General features: G+C 46.3%; 19 protein-coding genes. 13 read left to right on the forward strand and 6 right to left on the reverse strand.

Annotated features, from left to right (window positions below; translation table 11 throughout):
• The first annotated feature begins 96 nt into the window (after window positions 1-96).
• Window positions 97-447: a prenylated flavin chaperone LpdD gene (gene lpdD / locus E0698_RS14810; RefSeq protein ID WP_192512044.1), complete on the forward strand. Its 351-nt coding sequence runs from the start codon at window positions 97-99 to the stop codon at window positions 445-447.
• A 17-nt stretch (window positions 448-464) separates the two neighbouring features.
• Here the strand turns inward: lpdD and E0698_RS14815 are convergent, their stop codons facing one another.
• From E0698_RS14815 to E0698_RS14820, 3 genes are all read right to left on the reverse strand, one after another.
• Window positions 465-1,052, reverse strand: coding sequence for a hypothetical protein (locus E0698_RS14815; protein ID WP_192512045.1), 588 nt, complete (start codon window positions 1,050-1,052; stop codon window positions 465-467).
• 130 nt (window positions 1,053-1,182) lie between these two features.
• Window positions 1,183-1,305 carry a hypothetical protein gene (locus E0698_RS27345; RefSeq protein ID WP_273042386.1) on the reverse strand — a complete coding sequence of 41 codons (123 nt, stop codon included), beginning with the start codon at window positions 1,303-1,305 and terminating at the stop codon, window positions 1,183-1,185.
• A 134-nt stretch (window positions 1,306-1,439) separates the two neighbouring features.
• Complete coding sequence (locus E0698_RS14820; RefSeq protein WP_273042371.1) at window positions 1,440-2,051, reverse strand: helix-turn-helix domain-containing protein; 612 nt, start codon at window positions 2,049-2,051, stop codon at window positions 1,440-1,442.
• A gap of 199 nt (window positions 2,052-2,250) precedes the next feature.
• Here E0698_RS14820 and E0698_RS14825 point away from each other — a divergent pair, with 199 nt between their 5' ends.
• The 4 genes from E0698_RS14825 (at window position 2,251) to E0698_RS26895 (ending at window position 4,155) form a co-directional block, all read left to right on the forward strand.
• Window positions 2,251-2,907, forward strand: coding sequence for a hypothetical protein (locus E0698_RS14825; RefSeq protein WP_192512047.1), 657 nt, complete (start codon window positions 2,251-2,253; stop codon window positions 2,905-2,907).
• Between the two features lie 61 nt (window positions 2,908-2,968).
• Window positions 2,969-3,082 carry a putative holin-like toxin gene (locus tag E0698_RS26890; protein WP_235332289.1) on the forward strand — a complete coding sequence of 38 codons (114 nt, stop codon included), beginning with the start codon at window positions 2,969-2,971 and terminating at the stop codon, window positions 3,080-3,082.
• Between the two features lie 381 nt (window positions 3,083-3,463).
• A complete protein-coding gene (locus E0698_RS14830) occupies window positions 3,464-3,832 on the forward strand; it encodes a DUF4190 domain-containing protein (RefSeq protein ID WP_134913219.1) in 369 nt (122 codons plus the stop codon).
• 92 nt (window positions 3,833-3,924) lie between these two features.
• Window positions 3,925-4,155, forward strand: coding sequence for a hypothetical protein (locus E0698_RS26895; RefSeq protein ID WP_238354002.1), 231 nt, complete (start codon window positions 3,925-3,927; stop codon window positions 4,153-4,155).
• 106 nt (window positions 4,156-4,261) lie between these two features.
• Here the strand turns inward: E0698_RS26895 and E0698_RS14835 are convergent, their stop codons facing one another.
• A complete protein-coding gene (locus E0698_RS14835) occupies window positions 4,262-4,414 on the reverse strand; it encodes a DUF1540 domain-containing protein (protein ID WP_081473770.1) in 153 nt (50 codons plus the stop codon).
• A 262-nt stretch (window positions 4,415-4,676) separates the two neighbouring features.
• The gene (fabV, locus tag E0698_RS14840) at window positions 4,677-5,864 is read right to left on the reverse strand and encodes an enoyl-ACP reductase FabV (RefSeq protein ID WP_192512048.1); all 1,188 of its coding nucleotides are present in this window, start codon (window positions 5,862-5,864) and stop codon (window positions 4,677-4,679) included.
• 188 nt (window positions 5,865-6,052) lie between these two features.
• Between fabV and E0698_RS14845 the strand changes: the two genes are divergently transcribed.
• From E0698_RS14845 to E0698_RS14865, 5 genes are all read left to right on the forward strand, one after another.
• Window positions 6,053-11,800, forward strand: coding sequence for a WIAG-tail domain (locus tag E0698_RS14845; RefSeq protein WP_192512049.1), 5,748 nt, complete (start codon window positions 6,053-6,055; stop codon window positions 11,798-11,800).
• 156 nt (window positions 11,801-11,956) lie between these two features.
• Window positions 11,957-12,460 carry a hypothetical protein gene (locus tag E0698_RS14850; RefSeq protein WP_192512050.1) on the forward strand — a complete coding sequence of 168 codons (504 nt, stop codon included), beginning with the start codon at window positions 11,957-11,959 and terminating at the stop codon, window positions 12,458-12,460.
• Window positions 12,461-12,630: 170 nt separating this feature from the next.
• On the forward strand, window positions 12,631-13,344 hold the full coding sequence (locus E0698_RS14855) for a response regulator transcription factor (RefSeq protein ID WP_192512051.1): 714 nt from the start codon (window positions 12,631-12,633) through the stop codon (window positions 13,342-13,344).
• Between the two features lie 2 nt (window positions 13,345-13,346).
• Window positions 13,347-14,726, forward strand: coding sequence for a sensor histidine kinase (locus tag E0698_RS14860; RefSeq protein ID WP_192512052.1), 1,380 nt, complete (start codon window positions 13,347-13,349; stop codon window positions 14,724-14,726).
• A 215-nt stretch (window positions 14,727-14,941) separates the two neighbouring features.
• Complete coding sequence (locus E0698_RS14865; protein WP_192512053.1) at window positions 14,942-16,009, forward strand: ABC transporter ATP-binding protein; 1,068 nt, start codon at window positions 14,942-14,944, stop codon at window positions 16,007-16,009.
• A gap of 135 nt (window positions 16,010-16,144) precedes the next feature.
• On the opposite strand, the gene E0698_RS14870 is transcribed toward E0698_RS14865, so the two are convergent.
• Window positions 16,145-17,428, reverse strand: coding sequence for a pectate lyase family protein (locus E0698_RS14870; RefSeq protein ID WP_238354003.1), 1,284 nt, complete (start codon window positions 17,426-17,428; stop codon window positions 16,145-16,147).
• Window positions 17,429-18,308: 880 nt separating this feature from the next.
• Between E0698_RS14870 and E0698_RS14875 the strand changes: the two genes are divergently transcribed.
• The 3 genes from E0698_RS14875 (at window position 18,309) to E0698_RS14885 (ending at window position 19,507) form a co-directional block, all read left to right on the forward strand.
• Entirely contained in the window at window positions 18,309-18,755 is a 447-nt protein-coding gene (locus E0698_RS14875; protein WP_192512054.1) for a MarR family winged helix-turn-helix transcriptional regulator, read from the forward strand.
• A gap of 138 nt (window positions 18,756-18,893) precedes the next feature.
• Window positions 18,894-19,223 (forward strand): antibiotic biosynthesis monooxygenase, encoded by a 330-nt coding sequence (locus E0698_RS14880; protein ID WP_192512055.1) that lies wholly within the window; start codon window positions 18,894-18,896, stop codon window positions 19,221-19,223.
• Between the two features lie 77 nt (window positions 19,224-19,300).
• A complete protein-coding gene (locus E0698_RS14885) occupies window positions 19,301-19,507 on the forward strand; it encodes a DUF2798 domain-containing protein (protein WP_238354006.1) in 207 nt (68 codons plus the stop codon).
• Window positions 19,508-19,633: the final 126 nt, after the last annotated feature.

Genomic DNA, 19,633 nt, shown 5'->3' on the forward strand with positions numbered 1-19,633 from the left:
TTTGAATTGTGGAATAGGTCTGGAAGAGATAGAATGAATAGAAACATATAAAGTGAATCTATTCACAATACTATTTTTTAGACAGGAGAGAATCATATGATTCATTTGGAAAAAGAAAGCGGGCGTATCCGCCTTGTGCTGGATGCCTATTTTATGGGAGAGGACATAGTCGTACTTATTTCCGGCGGCGATCAGCCCCATCTGGGAACGATTACAGCAGGCGCCAGACTGGAGCCAATTCAAACCGTTCAATTGCAAGCCCACAAGGAATTTTATATTACCGAAGAAATTGCCGTTCGTTTGCGAAAAGAGTTTGCGGGTAACTTTGCAATTTGCTGCGGGGCGCATATGGACCATGTAACGAAGGACGAAATCCGAATGTTGACGGAAATGGCTATACAATTGGGTAAAGAGCTGATCGATCAACTCAAGCAAAAATGTCTGTAACGATTGTAGCGACCTTTTTAAGAAAACTCCTGAATGAGCAGATTTCGGTATGGATATTTACTGTAAGGATACTTAAAAAGCAACGCAAAGCCATGATCCTCGATTTGTACGGATTTCAGTGCAGTGGATGGAATCAAGCTGCGGATCATCAGAGTAACCGCACGCTGGTCTTTCTGGTTGATGGCTTTGGCTAAAGCAGAAGCAAAGCATCGATTGCGTGCCAATTCGAGATACAGCGGAAAAACGGCTTTGGCGATGGCGCGGTGAACCCTCGGCTCAAATGTAAACTGCACTGTACCGGGTGGAATCGTCGTTCCGTTCGTATAATACAGCATTGGTGGATGGGCCAAAAAGGAGATAAAATAGCCGATGCCGTTCGTGCCCAGTCCTTGCTTGGCAGCAAATGGTGCTACCGAGCAGAGGAGGGCCTTCATCCGATCCAAATTGCCATGCACTACAGCACGTGACCATTGGACGGCGAAAGAACGACGGGTGGCAATGGCCTTGTAAAATGGCAGCATGGCGGCGGATATTTTCCTGAGCATGTCAGCATTTAAGCGTTTGTGAGGCGAACACCTTCTGCGGGATGTTGCACGATATACCATAGCTCCGACCTCCTTGGCAGGATGCTCTCAGGGAGCGCATTTTATCAAGTAATAGGTAAAATACTATATGCCCGATCACCTCGAAAAGTGCTTATGTACGTGAGGTGAGTCTCTATAATACAAACTGAAGTTAAAAGTTACCTATCGTGCCACTCCGCAGACGGATGGTGCTCCCATCGCCACCGCTTCGCTTGTACAGCATCATTCCGCCTACTCCGTTTTCTATGTACATTTTTGGTTGATTTTTCTCCACCTCTCTGGCATTTGACTCATCTTTAAATATAACTTCTGTGTTGACTGAGGAAGGGCACTTTAGCTACGGTTTTTCAGAATTAGCATCTTTGTAAAGTTAAAGGTATGTTAAAAATAAAAAGAAGACCAAAATTGCTAAGGTCTTCTTTCTTTCGTATTAATATTATTTTGCTTTAAGAGTTTTAGAAAGTATTTTCCTTTTTCACTCGGGCGATATACATATGTCTCTGATCCCTTCACCTTTGAGTACTCGATCAAACCATATGTTTTTAATATAGGTTCGATATTTAGAAAAGCAGTGCTAATACGACTTTCGTATTCATTGTCATTTGGAAGACTATAAATTCCTGCTTTAAAATGATCTTCATACACAAGAAGAAATTCTAGTATGCTTGGATTTTCAAATCCACTGATATTCGTACCAACAGAGTCATTCATGAATATATCTCTTATTTTCAAAAAAACATCGTCCGACATTAATGGTTCTTCTTGAAGTGTTGCAAATTCCTTATTTTCTGTAGTGAATTGTAATATGTCCTGAACAAGAAAGTATTTACCTGCATTTTTCATTATAGAAGCCTGATTTAATGCGTATAGTATCTTGTCTAATGTCTCTAATTCAATACGCTTTGCTTTTCCATTGACCAAATCATTTATGGTGTTTGGGCGTACATCTGCTAATACTGCCAGTTTATTCATATTCAAATCTACCTGCTCTAGGGCTTGGGCTAGCCTGAATTCGAACATCAACCATTCCCCCGTTCACTTCTTGCTCTCATTATAATTGATAACTCTATTGCCGACAATAATTTATGTATTTTATAACTATTGTAGTTATAAAATACATTGACAATGTATAACTTGTGATTTATTATAAATACATAACCTCAGAAGTTATAAAAAAATACCATTTTATGAAACTCGAAAAAGAGAGGATGATACTTTTATGACTAATAAAATCAAAGCCAATGAGCAAACCATTAAAAACATTGTTCGGATGGGAATGGTCTGGGAGCAAGAAGAAGGCGACGAAGAAGCAGAACTGCACTATTATCATATTACCGATGCCCTCAATCGTAAATGGCAGACGATCGGCATACATGTGTCAGACGCAATTCAAGTATTTGAAAACGGAAACGATAACACCTGGACACGTATTATTGAGCCATCCCCATATAACCCTGATCTCACTGCTAATGATCTCATTAACATGCTCAATATTTCTCCCGATGCTTGGCGTATTCGTAATGAAATGCAAATTATATTAAATACAGTAGAACGGCGTAATACATTCTGTAACCGGATTGTAGATGTGAATGGAAAAAGCATGGTCCTTGTCTTGCATATGATGAAGGATGAATATCTTGAACACGATCAGCTTTCAGACGAACTTTTTATGAAACTGTATATTGAAAATCCTGTGAACGCCCTATCTATATATTTCCTTGAGCTATTGGATATCATTACGTTTTGGGAATGGGAAGCAGCTGGAGGTACATATGCAAAGGCAATTCAGTATAAGCGTGAGACACCTTTGATGACTCTAATTCAAGCCATTGAACGTGCAGAGGATGAAGAGAGAGGTATAGCATCGGGCTTTTGATTTCAACAACAGAATGGCTTAGTGGGCGGTCGGCTAGTCTCCTGAGAAGGAGGTGAGGCCTGTGGAGGTTAAGGATGCTCTGACATTGATGATGATGTTCGGTACGTTGCTAGTTACGTTAATCGGATTAATCGTCACACTTGTTATTGCATTGAACCAAAACAAAAAGAAATAGATCGCCCCGTCGAAAGGTAAACGATCTATTTCCCCGATTGAACCTACTGCTGACCGCTCTTCAAAGCGGCTGCTGCCAAAGAGTGAGGATGTTAGCGCATCCTTGCTATTTTTTTATAATAGAGCATTTTGCATAAATCCCAAGAGAGATTTCAAATCAGCAATATATGTACTTTTAAGCGTTGGGAATCGAATGATGCAAAATGCTGAATAAAGTAAAGGCGTATTGCGATAAAACGTATTGTGGATTTTAATGAATAGTTGCATACGGCTTTAAAAGATAAACATCATTTTTTAAAATAAGTACTGTCCTGATTTGTAAGATTGTGGTACCCTAGAACGTATATATTGTTATTTTACATATTGGAGTTGAATCAGACAAATGAGTAATTTATACAAAGACCCCCAATCGTCCGATCCTTTTCAGGAGACGAATGGTTATAACGCCCCATTTAATCCGCCCCCACAGCTTCCGCCTACAAACAGTAAAGCTGTTGCTTCGATGGTGCTCGGTATTCTAGCTGTCGTCATTCCCTATCTGGGGTTCATTATCGGCATCATCGGTATCATTTTGTCCAGTCTTTCCCTGAAGGAAATTAACCGTCATGGCGAACAAGGCAGGGGTATGGCTATTGCCGGATTGGTATGCAGCATTATCGGGACACTGATTTATGCGCTGATCATCATTTTCTTAATCGTTGTTTTTGTTTTAGCAGCCTCAAGTGGCGACAATCCGTTTTCCGACATTTAATGAAATCAGTGAGCTCATACACTTGTACCCTTCACGATTGGGATTTCAGATGCTATGATGAATGGAGTCCAATCAAGGAGAGTGAAAGTCATATGGCACGTACTCAAACACAAAAAGCGCTAAGCAAGGCGAAGCGCGCTGGAAACTACTGCTCTGCACAGAGCCGCAAAACAAATGGTCATTATGGCGAGATATCGCAGCATGTGCGAATGAAGCCAACCAAGCAGGAACAAATACAAAGAATCAAGCACAAGAAGCGAATTGTTCAGAGCGACGCTTCTTTTTTTTGTCTTCCGTGTTATTATTTTATTCCCAGTTGTTAAAAAAGGACTTGATAATAATTATCATTCTTGCTAAAATATAAAAAGAAAAGGAACCCGGCTAGGGGCTCCTTTAGGGTAAACCAATGCTTTACAGAAATAACCAACCTTATTTTGCTTCAAAGGTTTTGCAGTCCGTTTCTTCGGACTTGTGAGTGTCTGTAGGTCTGTTGCTTACGATATAAATGGAGCTTGCGCTACATTTATTTTCTTGAGCCCAGTGTGTACATGAGTTCACTTCACACATAACGTCTTTTGCCATGTTGTTCATCTCCTTATGAGTTGGATGTAATAGGCTAAGCAAATAAATACGGTCAGGCAAGGTAGGACTTGTCTAACTGTGATTACCCTCTTATTGGAAAGAGGGATTTTGCTATGCCTACTTGTACAATATCAAATGAATCTTAAAATTGCAATGTTGGCTTCAAACAAAAGCTGTCCTCCATGCAGAGCGGGATACCCCTCTGACGGAGAACAGCTTTTTTGCTGTCCGAACATAATAACAATAACGGTATTAAAATGACTTAGCGAACGGCAGGGATATCCACGATCGGGTCAATGTCGGCCTCGTAATCCACACCCTCAAATTCAAAGCCAAACAGTTTAAAAAATTCGCGGCGATATCCTTCAAGATCAGACAGCTCGTAGATGTTGTCTGTCGTCAGCTCGTCCCATATTTTCGCTACTTCAGCCTGCACGTCTTCACGTAGCTCCCAATCATCAATGCGAATACGTCCTTCCTCATCCACAGGAGTTTCCGCAGCATAGAGACGCTCGGAAAACAGACGGTAGCTCTGCTCCACGCAGCCTTCATGTAATCCTTTTTCCTTCATTACCTTGTACAAAGCGGAAATATACAGAGGTACGACTGGTATAGCAGAGCTGGATTGAGTGACCAGTCCTTTGGTGACTGCGACGAAGGCGCGTCCGCCTGAGGCTCTCAACTGATCGTTCAGCTGTTGTGCTGTGGCTTCCAGATGATCTTTTGCACTTCCGATCGTGCCTTCTCTATAGACGGCTTGGGTAATATCTGAACCGATATACGAAAAGGAAAAGGTCGTCGCAGAATCAGCCAGCACACCGCCCTCACGCAAGGCTTCGATCCACAACTGCCAGTCTTCGCCGCCCATAACCTCTACAGTCGCCTGCACTTCTTCTTCTGTTGCAGGTTCCAGTGTAACGCTGCTCACTTCGCCAGTGTGGAAGTTGACTGTTTTATTTGTGTACGGCTTGTCAATGGGTTTGAGCACGGAATTAAACGTTTCACCTGTACGGGGATTGGTGCGGCGACCGGAAGCGACACTGTAAACCACCAAATCGACTTGCCCCAACTCTTCGCGAATGACTTCCACCGTTTTGGCTTTGATTTCATCCGAGAAGGCATCCCCTGTCACGCTAAAGGATTTAAGCCCTGCTTCCTGAGCAGCCTTTTCGAATGCAGCGGAATTGTACCAGCCTGCCGATGCTGTCCGTGTAGCTGTAGCATTACTGGGACGATATACGCCGATTGTATTGGCCCGCGCTCCGAATGCAGCCGTAATGCGGGAAGCCAGGCCATATCCGGCAGATGCCCCGATCACAAGCACATTGCGAGGTCCCTCGATAGCAGGATGGGCTTGCACATAGTTAATTTGTTCCTGAATATGTTGGGCACACCCCACCGGATGAGCAGTGGTACAGATAAAGCCGCGTGTTCTTGGTTTGATAATCATATTATTGTAATTCCTCTCTTCTTGTAGCAATCTTCACCCTTACTATTTTAACTTTTAACAATTTTTTTTCAAACGTGGATTTTATAGAGCCTTTCCTGGACAAAAGTGAATCCCGTATACAGGGTGGCAAGTGCCTAAGAGCCTGCATATGATGCCGTAACGATAAATATGAGAAGGGAGAGAGCTGCTTGAAGAACAAGAGCCGAAAGACCACCAGAAGCAAAAAGCCGCTCTATCGTGTAATTGACCCGGATATGAATGAATTAAGTATGATACAGCGCTTGAAGCCACAGCCTGCGGAGAGGGAGACAGAAGCAAGACTTCATCAGGTTGCTTCTCCGCCTCCCCCAATGGTAGAGGAGGCGGAGCTACAGACCATTGCCGAGCCTGAAGCCCCAATCGGGGACGGGACGGAGAATAAGGATGCAGGTGCAGCAGAGGAAACTCAAGTATTGATGGATGTGCCCGAAGAGCCTGAGCCTCTGTCTGAGTCTCTGTCTGAGTCTCTGTCTGAGCCCCCGTCTGAGCCATTGCCTGAGGCGATTGACGTCGAAGAAATTTTGAACAATAAAAAGGCGCCACATGTAAATAATGCTTTCATCTATACAGACGATTTAAGTGACCTGGCTGTAACCGGTGAGAAGATCGCTCCCGCCTCCATAGATTCCAGCAAGCTGAAGCAAGAGAGCGTCCAAACGGAAAATCTGGCGGATTATGCTGTTCATACCATTAAAATAGCTGATGGTGCAGTAACTTCTTCGAAAATTGCCCCGGATTCCATTACGGTGGAGCATCTGTCGGACGCATCGGTGGCAGGCAGCAAGTTGCAGGATCGTTCCATTGGCGGTGAGAAGCTTCGTGATGGCAGCATCACCCCGGAAAAGCTGGCCGATAAGATTATCAGCAGCGATCATATCGCGAATGGCTCGATTGAAAGCCGACACTTTAAGCAATGGATTGTGTCTTCAGAAATGCTTCAGGATCAGGCGATCACCTCTGATAAAATTCGCAGCGGCACAATCCAATCTAACAATTTGGCCAATGAGGCCGTCGACAGCTCCAAGCTTGGAGATCAGTCTGTGACCACGTCCAAACTGCGGGATGGGGCTGTGGATGGCTCTAAAATTCAGGCTGGCAGCATTGAAAGTGCACATTTAACGGAGCATGCCATCACTGCCCGGCATCTGGCACCCAGTTCGATTAACCGCAAACAGCTTTCCGACGGAATTGTGGGCAAGGAACAACTGGAAGAAGGAGTTGTCAGTGGGCGTCATCTGGAGTATGAGGCCGTCACCAGTGCGCATATTCAGGCTGGAGCGATTGAAAGAAAGCATCTGAGTCCCGGCTCCATTGGGGAAGAGCAGCTTGGAACGGGTCAAGTGACAGCTCGTCATTTGGCAGACCGGAGTATCCAGTCCAACAAGTTGGCGGATCAATCTGTAGGCTCGCTGCAAATTGTCGATCAATCCGTGACTTCATCCAAAATATCGGATCAAAGCATTTTACCGCACAAAATCGCCGATGAGGCGGTACTTACCAGACATATTGCTACAGCGGCTATACAAGGCCCTCAGCTTGCTCCAGAGGCGGTCTCTTCATTACATCTTCAGTCCGAAATTATTCGGGAAAATCATATTGTAACGGGTGCAGTTACGGAGCGTCATTTACAGTCCGGGGCTGTCACGAGCGAGAAATTAGGGAAGGGCGCAGTTCTGGATCATCATGTGGCGAATCAGGCGGTCAAGGAAAATCACATTGCTTCGAACGCTATTAAGCCTGACAAAATTGCTGACGAAGCGATTACGGAAAGCAAAATTGCCGCAGGGGCGGTAACCAGAAATAAAATTGCGCCTCAAGAAATTGCAGATGTACACATTGCCTCCGGGGCTATTCGTGAAAACCATCTGGCGGACAAAAGTGTGGGTGGTAAGGCATTACAGGCTGAGTCCGTTCGTTCGGCGCATTTGGCCGTGGGTTCTGTGCTGAGTGAGCATATCGGGAACGGAAGTGTGGGAACCTCGGCCTTGCAAGGGCAGTCTGTTACCGCAGACATATTGGGTGAAGGCGCTGTTCAAACAGGACATCTGGCGAGTGGAGCAGTGTACTCCCATCATTTGCAGGATCATGCGGTAACTTCGCTGAAACTGTCTCCAGAGAGCGTAGCTACGGATAAAATTAATGATCTGGCGATTACAGCTCCTAAATTGGCAGAGGGCAGCGTAACTTCCTCCAAGCTGTCCGCACGTTCCGTGCAGCCGTGGCATATCACGGATAAAGCTGTACAGAGCAATCATCTGGCTGTTGAAGCGGTGGAAGCGAATCATCTCGCTCCTGAATCCGTCACCTCCAACCATTTGCAATCTGCATCGGTCCTGACCAAGCATCTCGCCCCGGATAGCGTATCCGGTCATATACTTCAGGCGGAAAGCGTCACCTCGGAGAAGCTGGCGGCTCGGGCCGTGCAAGCGTCCAACCTGGCGGAAAGCAGCATCGGTCCTGCACATTTGGCTGCGCAAGCGGTACACACCCAGCATTTGGCGGCCGGAGCGGTACAGGAAACTGCACTGGCTCAGAACGCGGTGAAGTCCGAGCATCTTGCACCGGAATCCATCCAATCGGAGCATTTGCAAAACGGGGTCATTCAGGGAGAGCATATCGCATTCCAGGCCGTGGCGACCTCGACCTTACAGGATGAAGTGGTCACCTCTGCCAAATTGGCGGAGGAAAGCGTAACTTCTACCAAGCTGTCTGCCCATGCAGTGCAATCCGGGCACATTTCAAACGAGGCGGTACAAAGTAACCATCTGGCTGTGGCAGCTGTCGATTCGGCGCATCTGGCAGCCGGAGCGGTCACATCGGTACATCTACAAGCCTCCACGGTGCTTACGAGACATCTGGCCCCGGATAGCGTATCCGGTCGTGCGCTCCAAGCGGAAAGCGTCACCTCGGAAAAGCTGGCGGCGCGCTCGGTACAAGGAATGAACCTCGCAGAAGGCAGCGTCGGTCCTCCGCATCTGTCTGCGCAGGCCGTGCACCCCCGGCATCTGGCAGTTGGAGCGGTACAGGACAGAGCGCTGGCAGAGGGAGCTGTGAAGTCCGTGCATATCGCACCGGAGTCCATCCAGCCGCATCATCTGCACATCGGAACCATTCAGGGAGAGCATATCGCATCACAGGCGATATCGACCGATGCTTTGCAAAGTGAGTCTGTTACGTCCGACAAACTGGCGGAGGAAAGTGTAACCTCCACCAAGCTGTCTGCCCATGCAGTGCAGTCTGGGCACATTACAGATGAAGCCGTACAAAGCAGCCACCTGGCTGTGGCGGCTGTGGATTCGACACATCTGGCAGCCGGAGCGGTCACCTCGGTTCATTTACAGGCTTCCTCGGTGCTTACGAGACATCTGGCCCAGGATAGTGTGTCCGGTCGTGCGCTCCAAGCGGAAAGCATCACCTCGGAAAAGCTGGCAGCACACTCGGTGCAAGCGACGAATCTCGCGGAAGGCAGCGTCGGCCCTTCACATTTGTCTGCGCAGGCCGTACACCCCCGGCATCTGGCAGCGGGAGCGGTACAGGACAGAGCGCTGGCAGAGGGAGCTGTGAAGTCTGTGCATATCGCACCGGAGTCCATCCAGCCGCACCATCTGCACATCGGAACCATTCAGGGCGAGCATATCGCATCACAGGCGATATCGACCGATGCCTTGCAGAATGAGTCTGTTACGTCCGACAAACTGGCAGATGAGAGCGTGACGGCCGCCAAGCTGTCCACCCACTCGGTGCAGCCGTGGCATATTACGGACGAAGCGGTGCAAGGAAAGCATTTGGCAGAAGAAGCGATCCAATCGAGCCATTTAGCCCCGGAAGCCGTCACCTCTGCCCATTTGCAGGCTTCGGCGGTGCTTACGAGACATCTGGCCCCGGATAGCGTATCCGGCCGTGCGCTTCAAGCGGAAAGCGTCACCTCGGAAAAGCTGGCGGCGCGCTCGGTACAAGGAATGAACCTCGCGGAAGGTAGCGTCGGTCCTGCACATTTGGCTGCGCAGGCCGTACATCCCCAGCATCTGGTAGCTGGAGCGGTACAGGACAGAGCGCTGGCAGAGGGAGCTGTGAAGTCCGTGCATATCGCACCGGAGTCTATCCAGCCGCACCATCTGCACATCGGAACCATTCAGGGCGAGCATATCGCATCACAGGCGATATCGACCGATGTCTTGCAGAATGAGTCTGTTACGTCCGACAAACTGGCAGATGAGAGCGTGACGGCCGCCAAGCTGTCCGCCCACTCGGTGCAGCCGTGGCATATTACGGACGAAGCGGTGCAAGGAAACCATTTGGCAGAAGAAGCGATCCAATCGAGCCATTTGGCCCCGGAAGCCGTCACCTCTGACCATTTGCAGGCTTCAGCGGTGCTTACGAGACATCTGGCCCCGGATAGCGTATCCGGTCGTGCGCTTCAAGCGGAAAGCGTCACCTCGGAAAAGCTGGCGGCGCGCTCGGTACAAGGAATGAATCTCGCAGAAGGCAGCGTCGGTCCTGCACATTTGGCTGCGCAGGCCGTACATCCCCAGCATCTGGTAGCTGGAGCGGTACAGGACAGAGCGCTGGCAGAGGGAGCTGTGAAGTCCGTGCATATCGCACCGGAGTCCATCCAGCCGCACCATCTGCACATCGGAACCATTCAAGGCGAGCATATCGCATCACAGGCGATATCAACTGATGCTTTGCAAAGTGAGTCTGTTACGTCCGACAAACTGGCGGAGGAAAGTGTGACGGCCGCCAAGCTGTCCGCCCACTCGGTACAGCCGTGGCACATTACGGACGAAGCGGTGCAAGGAAACCATTTGGCAGAAGAAGCGATTCAATCGAGCCATTTGGCCCCGGAAGCCGTCACCTCTGACCATTTGCAGGCTTCAGCGGTGATGACCCGGCATATTGCGCCGGGAAGTGTATCCGTTCACGCGCTCCAGGCAGGGAGCGTGAACGCTGAGAAGCTTGCGCTTCGGGCAGTGCGTGCTTCGAATCTGGCGGAAGCCAGCGTAAGCTCCGTACATCTGATGGAGCAAGCGGTACACCACCAACATCTGGCTGATGGGTCGGTACAGGAATCGGCGCTGGCTGAAGGCGCGGTGCAATCAAGGCATATCGCCTTGGATTCCGTCCAGTCGGAGCATCTGCAAGCAGGTGCCATCCAGCCGCAGCATATAGGCTGGCAGGTGGTGTCGGAAGACGCAATGCAGGAGGGAGCGGTTACGTCCAGCAAGATCGTGAATGGAGCGGTACAGTCCTGGCATGTGGCCGAGGAGTCCATTGAAGGCCGACACATTGGCGAGGAAGTCATTGATACGTATCACCTGAAGCCAGGGGCGGTGACGCTGGCTCAGCTATCCACAGATATTCACCTCTCGGGGCTTTTGCCGGAGGAAGGTATCAGTGGCGACAGACTCCAGGCAGATAGTGTATCTCGAAGCCATCTGAAAGCTCAGGCCGTCGACAGCGAGGTGCTGAGCCCGGAAGCTGTAGGATCGGAGCATCTACAGACCGCTGCGGTACAAAGCCATCACTTGGCAGAGCAAAGCATTGAAGGGCATCATCTGGTGGAAGGCTCCGTAGGCTCGCGTGAGCTGGAGCTGAACGCAGTGAAGCCGGAGCATCTGAGCATCACCCCGGTTCGTACCTGTGCCAATCAGTCCGCATTGCAGCAGTTCGGCAGAGCGCCGTTTCTTTTGAAGGGCAGCGAAGGAGAGACGGAAGTGACCATTATATTCTCAGAGCCTTTTATGAACCCGGACTATACGCTGGTAGCGATGACGAACCATCCTCTCTTTCATGCGACACTGAAATCGCAAACACCGGATGGGGCAGTAATCGTAGTAACCAAGTGGAATGAAACCGCGCATAACTACGGTATTGTTTCCTGGATTGCCATCGGTTAGTGAATATAATTGGGTAAAACTTATAGCGTGCAGACTCACGTATTTTCTGAATACGGGGCTGCACGCTTTTTCATATACTTTTCACACATTTGTTCCACAATTATCCCGAATTCTCCTGATAAGCTAAAGATACTTTAAAGGAGAGGTGATACAATCATGAAAAAATGGACTAAAAATGCAGCAGCCGTATTGACCGTAGTAAGCGTATTGGGAGGAGCAAGCAGCGCATTCGCCGCTACAGCAACTCCAGCCACAACTGCACCAGCAACGAAAGCCCCGGCGGTTACAACCCCGGCTACTAAAGCACCTGCAGTAAAAGCACCTGCGACAAAAACACCAGTGGTGAAAGCACCTGTTAAAAAAGCTGCAACAGCTCATAAATCAACAACAAAAGCGAAAAAAGCTCCAGTCAAAAAAGCGGTTGCTAAAAAAGTAGCCCACAAAGCAAAAGCAGTAAAAGCGAAGCATCGTACCGTTAAACATCATGTGAAAAAACATCATGCCGTAAAAACAAAAGTAACTGCTCACAAAACTGCTGCACATCATGTTGTAGCTAAAAAAGTGGCTCCTAAAGCTCCTGTTAAAAAAGGTGCTCCAGCAAAAACAGCAGTGAAAACCGCTCCAAAAGCAGCAGCTAAAACAGTAACAACCAAGAAATAAGGTTGGAGAGCAATTCGCTTCCAGCTCGCCTGGCATATACAGCAGCGATTTATGATAAGAAAAGACGGGACCGGGGACGGTATACCCGTCTTTTGTCTATTTTGCTAGGCTTCTGTTAAGCTTATAGAGAGGATGAAATCATCCAGAACAACGGGCAAGGGGTTAAGGTCATGACAAAAATAGTGGTAGTAGATGATGACGTGTTCATTTTGCAATTAATATCTGAATATTTAAAAAAGGAATCCTACGAGGTGACTTCCTTTTCCAGTGGAAAAACACTGGTAGAGCATATCCGTACCGACCATCCGGATTGTCTCGTTCTCGATATCATGATGCCCGGAATTGATGGACTTTCCCTGTTGACTCAGCTGCGCGAATTTACAGAAATGCCGATTATTATGATCTCCGCTCGCGGGGAAGAAAGTGACCGTATTCACGGGCTGGAGCTGGGATGCAGCGATTTTTTAACTAAGCCATTCAATCCTCGGGAGCTGGTTGGCAGAGTCAAAGCCATGCTGAGGCTGACCAAGGCCGGAACATCTGTACCGGACGATAAGGAGGCAGCAGAGGCAGTCGGAAATGTATGTCGTGCGGGCAATCTGTGTATTTTCGCTGAATTTCGTAAGGTAACGGTGGACGGTCAAGAGCTGAATCTAACCTCGCGTGAATTTGATCTGCTGCTGTTTCTTTCGAATCATTTGGAAAGACCTTTTGGCAGGGAGCATCTGATTCAGCAGGTGTGGAGCTATGATTTTATAGGTGATGTGAGGGTCGTGGACGATCTGGTCAAACGGATTCGTAAAAAGCTGGCGGAATACCACTCTACGCTCGTCATTAATACCGTTTGGGGATTCGGATATAAAGCAACGGTTCAGGAGCAATAGCCATGCGAACGATGAGAGCTAAAATACTGCTGTCTCTATCCGTCGCAATGCTCATTACCGTCTGTATTACGGTGGTTTTGTTCATCAGGCTTATCGACGACCTTCTTGTAAATCAGGCTAAATCCAAGCTTCATGAGCAGGCACGCAAAGCCGTCCATATTATGAGCGACGGAGGCTTTGACCGACTGGATAACGCTGAGCTTAACTATGTTATCAAAGGTATGCTTTTGTCTGCCGATTATTTTATTTTAAGCACGGATAACCGCATCATCGACTCCAGTGTTTCTGGAATGGAGGGCAAGAAGATAGAGAGTTTGCTATTAACCCGTCAGGGATTTTTTGCATCCGTTCATCCGTCTGATCATGATCTGGCTACCGTACATGAAGGGGTTGCTGTGCTCCAAGGTAAAAAGATACTGTTTACAAATGAAGAACTGCCTGGGCAGCCTTTTCGTATTTTTGTATATTCACCGCTGTCTTCTTTAAGAGCGCTGTATGTGCCATTAATGAGAACCACGCTGCTATCCATTGTCGCGAGCTTTGTCGTCATTCTCGTCATTGGACTGATGGTCGTTTCACGCTTGGTGCGTCCGCTCAAACGATTGAAGGAGGCCGTAGGCAACTATGAGCCGAATCAACCGCAGGACAGTGATTTTCCACAGGCAGACAAAAGCGAGATTGGCGAGCTGATCGGTACTTTTCACTCCATGTCTACCCGTATACAGCAGCATCACCACGGTCAAATTGAATTTTTGCAAAATGTATCTCACGAGCTAAAGACACCGTTAATGTCCATTCAGGGCTACGTATACGCCATTCAGGATCAGGTGGTCTCCCAGGACGAAGGGCTGAGTATTATCAAAGTACAGTCACAGCGGTTGATTGACATGGTGGAAAAGCTGCTTCAGCTATCAAGGCTGGAGGCGCTGGATGAAGAATGGCCTGTCTCGCTCATTGATCTGAAAAGCATGGCAGAGGACGCCATTCATTTGCTGATGCCAGTGGCTGCTGAACGTTCTGTTTCGCTTCGAGTGGAAGGCGAGGGACTGCATGTGGCTGTTCCGGCTGAACAGTTATTCCGCATGATGCTGAATTTGTTGCAAAATGCGGTTCGACATACCTCTACTGAGGTTGTTATCCATTTGGAGGCGGGAACGACCCCGGAGGTCGTATGGGTAATCCATGTGGATGACGACGGAGAAGGATTGACTGAAGAAGAGGCGGCAGAGGTATTTGGACGATTCTATACCGGCTCGAACGGCGTCACAGGTCTGGGATTGGCTATTTGCCGCCAAATTGCCTCCCGGCTGAACGGAGAACTGATCTGCACACGCTCGCCATTGGGTGGAGCACGGTTCAGCTATATTCAATGCATGTTATAAATGAGTGCAAAAAATGGTTAAAAATGATCGTTTTTCCGGATAAACATTCCATTAATATAACACAAGATGACAGGTTTTAGGTATTATTGCAGATATAGCTTGACTGGCGGGTACTAAACTGAGTAAAATTAATCGTATATACCTTGACTCTTGAACGTCGTTTTTTTAGATAGTGGTCAATAATAGTGGTTAATAATAAATGAAAGAGTGATGAGATGAACCGCCTTTTGGAAGTGAAGGACTTAACGATATCTTTCAAGACCCGCCAGGGACTAGTGCAGGCCATTCGTGGCGTAAACTTTCATGTCAATAAAGGAGAGACGCTGGCGATCGTGGGCGAATCCGGCTCAGGCAAAAGTGTAACTTCACAGGCTGTGATGAAGCTGATTCCGACCCCTCCCGGTATTTATCAAAAGGGTCAAATTATTTTTGACGGACAAGAGCTGATTAATAAAACGGAAAAGCAGATGCAGAAAATTCGCGGTAAGGAAATCGGACTGATTTCTCAGGACCCGATGACCTCGCTTAACCCGACGATGAAAGTCGGCAAGCAAATCACGGAAGTGCTTTTCAAGCATGAAAAAATATCCAGGGATGCTGCTCATAAACGTGGTATTGAGCTGCTTAATCTGGTAGGTATTCCACATCCGGAGCAGCGTTTTAACCAGTATCCGCATGAGTTCAGTGGTGGTATGCGTCAACGTGTCGTTATCGCGATGGCATTGGCTGCCAATCCGAAGCTCCTGATTGCCGATGAGCCGACGACTGCACTGGATGTAACGATTCAAGCTCAAATTTTGGAGCTGATGAAGGACCTTCAAAAGAAGATCGACACTTCCATCATCTTTATTACCCATGATCTTGGCGTTGTAGCGAAGATGGCGGATCGTGTTGCTGTTATGTATGCCGGACAAATCGTGGAAACGGGTACAGTTAATGAAGTTTTCTATAACCCGAAACATCCATATACATGGGGACTTCTCGCTTCCATGCCAAGTTTGGACAGCCACGGTCAGAAGCTGGCAGCGATTCCGGGTACCCCTCCTGATTTGCTTCATCCGCCTGTAGGGGATGCTTTTGCAGCCCGCAGTGCTTATGCGATGAAGATTGACTTTGAGAAAGAGCCTCCACTCTTTCAATTATCCGATACGCATTTTGTGAAATCATGGTTACTGCATCCGGATGCGCCTGTGGTTGAGCCGCCAGAAGCGGTAAAGGCCAAGCTTCGCAAGCTGGATAATGCATTTGAAAAGCCCGTTTTGGTAGAACAATACGGCGGTTAATGTGTGATATAAAATGATTAGAAAATGAAGAAGGGCTGTTCTCTCCGTGGAAGAATCTACGGTGGGAACAGCCTTTTTGGTGTGAAACCGCAGGTTGTGAAAGCCTGTGGTTGTTTGTGTTAGCGGGGCAGTTTTTTACAGCTTGCCGGAACCGGCTTGGGAAGTGACTTCTGCCTTCACGCTGGCGGATGGAGAAATCTTATCGTTCAGCGATGGTTTCCAGCCTACAGAAGAGCTAAGACCCGCGCTGGAGCCTGCATTTACGGCTTGTCCATTCAGGAGAGTGCCTGAGTCGGACAGGGCGGTGCCTCCAAAAACAGTTACGATTTTAGCTGCGGACAAACCTGCAACGTCGATGACATTGTTTTCGGCGAAGATTTTGGAGGATTTACCTGCGCCCCATATATACAGCGAAGGATATTCGGAGCGTTTTACATCACCTGTATAGTAATTGTTGTACAGATGGACTTGTCCATACCGCACGCGTGGTGTGCGTTGTACTGTGTTTTCATAATAATTGTGATGCAGGGTTACACGTAAAGCCCCTTCATCTGCTGTTTTGCTGTCGCTGTTGCCAATAATCGACGTTTTATCATGATCGTAAAAGTGATTGTAAGAAGCAGTAACCAGATCACCTTGGTTAATCACATCGAGAAGTCCATCATGATGCTGGTATTCTTGACCGTAAAAGGTGCCGTTTCCGCTATCGGGGTGAGACCCATCATTGAAGGAATTGTGGTCTACCCATACATGTGTGGCGCCGTTAATTGTAATGGTGTCATATTCCGAATTCCAGTTGCCTGTACTACCGTCAGTTGGGTCCCACTGAGGGAAATAATCGTAGGCATCCTGGAATTCAATATTACGGATAATGACGTTGTCTGTCCCTTTCTTCAGTTGGAAGTTTGCGCCGTTAATGACGGCATCGCTACCCAGACCAACAATCGTTGTATTGGACGGAATATCAATCACGACACGACTGGCCTGATTTTTTTGTGAGGCCTCACGTGCCTTTTCCAATGTGCCAGACGGAAGCTTTTTACCCCATGTGGACGGGTCATACGCTTTAAGATATGCATCAAAATCATATTTAGGGTCCTTGTAATCATTCAATCCTAACGGCTTGTTATTGTCATCGACATTGGCATTGATTGTGCCTTTGACATAAATGATTTTAGGAGTTGTATTACTGCTTTTACCTAAGGCATCCACAAGTAGTTTGCGATTTGTTACGGTGAAAATATTGGAAGCTGTAGCTGCAGATCCGCCTGTCGTGCCTGTAGAAAAGGCTGCCCATCCGTTCTTGCTGCCGAGCACCTCCTTACCAATATCGCCTGCCGCATGAGCGGGTGTGCCAAGAGGAGCAAGGGTAGTGAACAGCAGAGCTGCTGCAATGCCGAGTGAAAATCTCTTTTTCATAAAGTTACCTCCGTATATGGGGTTAGTGGAGTAGACGAACGAAGGGAGTCCCGGGTGCTCCTATGGTTTCTACTTTTCTATCATACTTCGTGTTCCAGTATTTGTTAATATAATAAAAGTTACATACTAAAATATTTATCGAAAATTTTACATAACACAATACACCCCTATTTTTTTCCATTCATAGTGAGTTTATACTAGTGAAAACGTTAACAATCACATGGGATGGGAATTGTATATATGAATATATGGAATTGTTTTTGTATTTTTTACTCGAAAAATCATTATTTTCCGTATTCGGAATCCTCGCTTTCCGTGGAAAAATACTGGGAAGCCAACAAACTTCATGCTATAATCCGAATTGGTAAAAATTACAAATTTCATATGATTACCACAACACTAGCAATAGGTCTTACACTAAACAAATGGAGGTGAGCATGGATTAGTTGAGAATGTTAACGATTTCAACCCAAGAGTCATTTTGCCAATAACAAGTACTATGTATTTAATAATGTGTGGGGGCAAGGACAGGTTCAAGACTGGACACAAAGCATTTTCCATAACAGTGACAGCAATTTGGGCTGGAGCTGGAATTGGCCGAGTAATACCTCATCCGTCAAAGGTTATCCTTCCGTCGTCAGTGGATGGCATTGGACAGCGGATTATACACCAGGCAGCGGGTTACCCGCACGTCTGTGGGATAATAAAAACATGAACACCAGTGTGAACTATCCCATTAAGGCTAACGGGCAGTTTAGTTCCAATATGGATTTAAGTAGAAAAAATATGTTATTATGTGTTGATTTTATTTTACATCAAGATGGATCAAGATATTGTAAGCTAAACTTTAGTTAACGCCAAATAGAGGAGAACGATTGAATTGCAAAATGAGAACGAAGCTCGTTATTTAAAGTTAAAAGAATTTCAGGATTTGTTCGAAGCTGTTTTCAGCAACATGAAAAGGCAACATGACTTTTTTCCAAAAACGAAATACAACCTCGCAGATGGGCACATACTTATTTTAAGGTATCTTTATCAGGTCGAAATTTGTAAAGCATCAGATATAACTAAATATCTGGGTATCACATCTGGAGGAGGAACCGTACTTAATGAAACCCTGCTAAAGCATAACTTAATTAATCGTTTTAGGTCAGAAACAGATAAAAGGATTGTCCAATTCTCTTTGACTAGTGAAGGGCTAAAGGTTGTTGAAGACATTATTCAGCATAGAGCTGCATCCTTCGTTGAACTATTTCAAGATCTCGAGGAACCGGAAATAGATCAAATGCTGAGTGTATTTCGTAAATTGAGTACAAAGCTAAAATAATGGATAGTGACGAGTTTCTAAAATAAATGATAAATATTCTCATTGACACCTTCTTTTAGACCTCGTATAATCCTATTAAATAATATCTTACTTAATAAGATAATTACTTAATAAGATAAATAGGAGGGAATAAGCAACATGTTTATTAATCAAGCTCATTTCGAAGGTTTAAAATCCAATGAAGAACGTATTACTCAAAAAATCATAAAAACCGTAGCTTCAACTGAAAATATTCAAGGTTTATTAAATTTGGAGTGTTGGAAGAAAGAGAAAGATAACGTCATTGAATATGTTCTTGTAACTAAATGGAAATCGAAGAAGGATTTCATGACATGGCTGTCAAGAGAGGAGCATGTTAACGAGCATAAAGTAATGAATATACAAAAAAAACAAGGAAAAATTGAAGAGCCTGTAATGAAAAAGACAATACTTCAATATGAAAGTGTCGATTTGCAAAAATTAAGTTAATAGTTAATTCAAATAAACAGCGAGGAATATGAATGAAGATTAATAAGAAATACCAGAGGGTTATTTTTGCTTTTTTAATGGCATTTACTATAAGTTTTTTCATTTCATTTATTTTGGTATCCATAAACTTCGGTTACAGTAGCATGTTCTTGCAATTTTGGTCGAAAATTTGGGCTGAAGCGTTTATCTGTGCTTTTTTTGGAGCCTACTTCTTCCCAAAATTCATACAAAAACTTATGAATACAATTGACTTTGTTGAGGAAGTAAATCAACAACATAAATGAAAGAAATGGCACTTGTGACTGGAAGTAACCTAATTAATAGCTGATTAAGCTCCCTCAATATGATTTAGTTTTCTCACTCAGGCTCATGAATTCGCAGGATTTCACCCTTAGCTAAGTGTGAGGTAA

The sequence above is a fragment of the Paenibacillus sp. 23TSA30-6 genome, assembly GCF_014858585.1.
Classification (GTDB): domain Bacteria; phylum Bacillota; class Bacilli; order Paenibacillales; family Paenibacillaceae; genus Paenibacillus.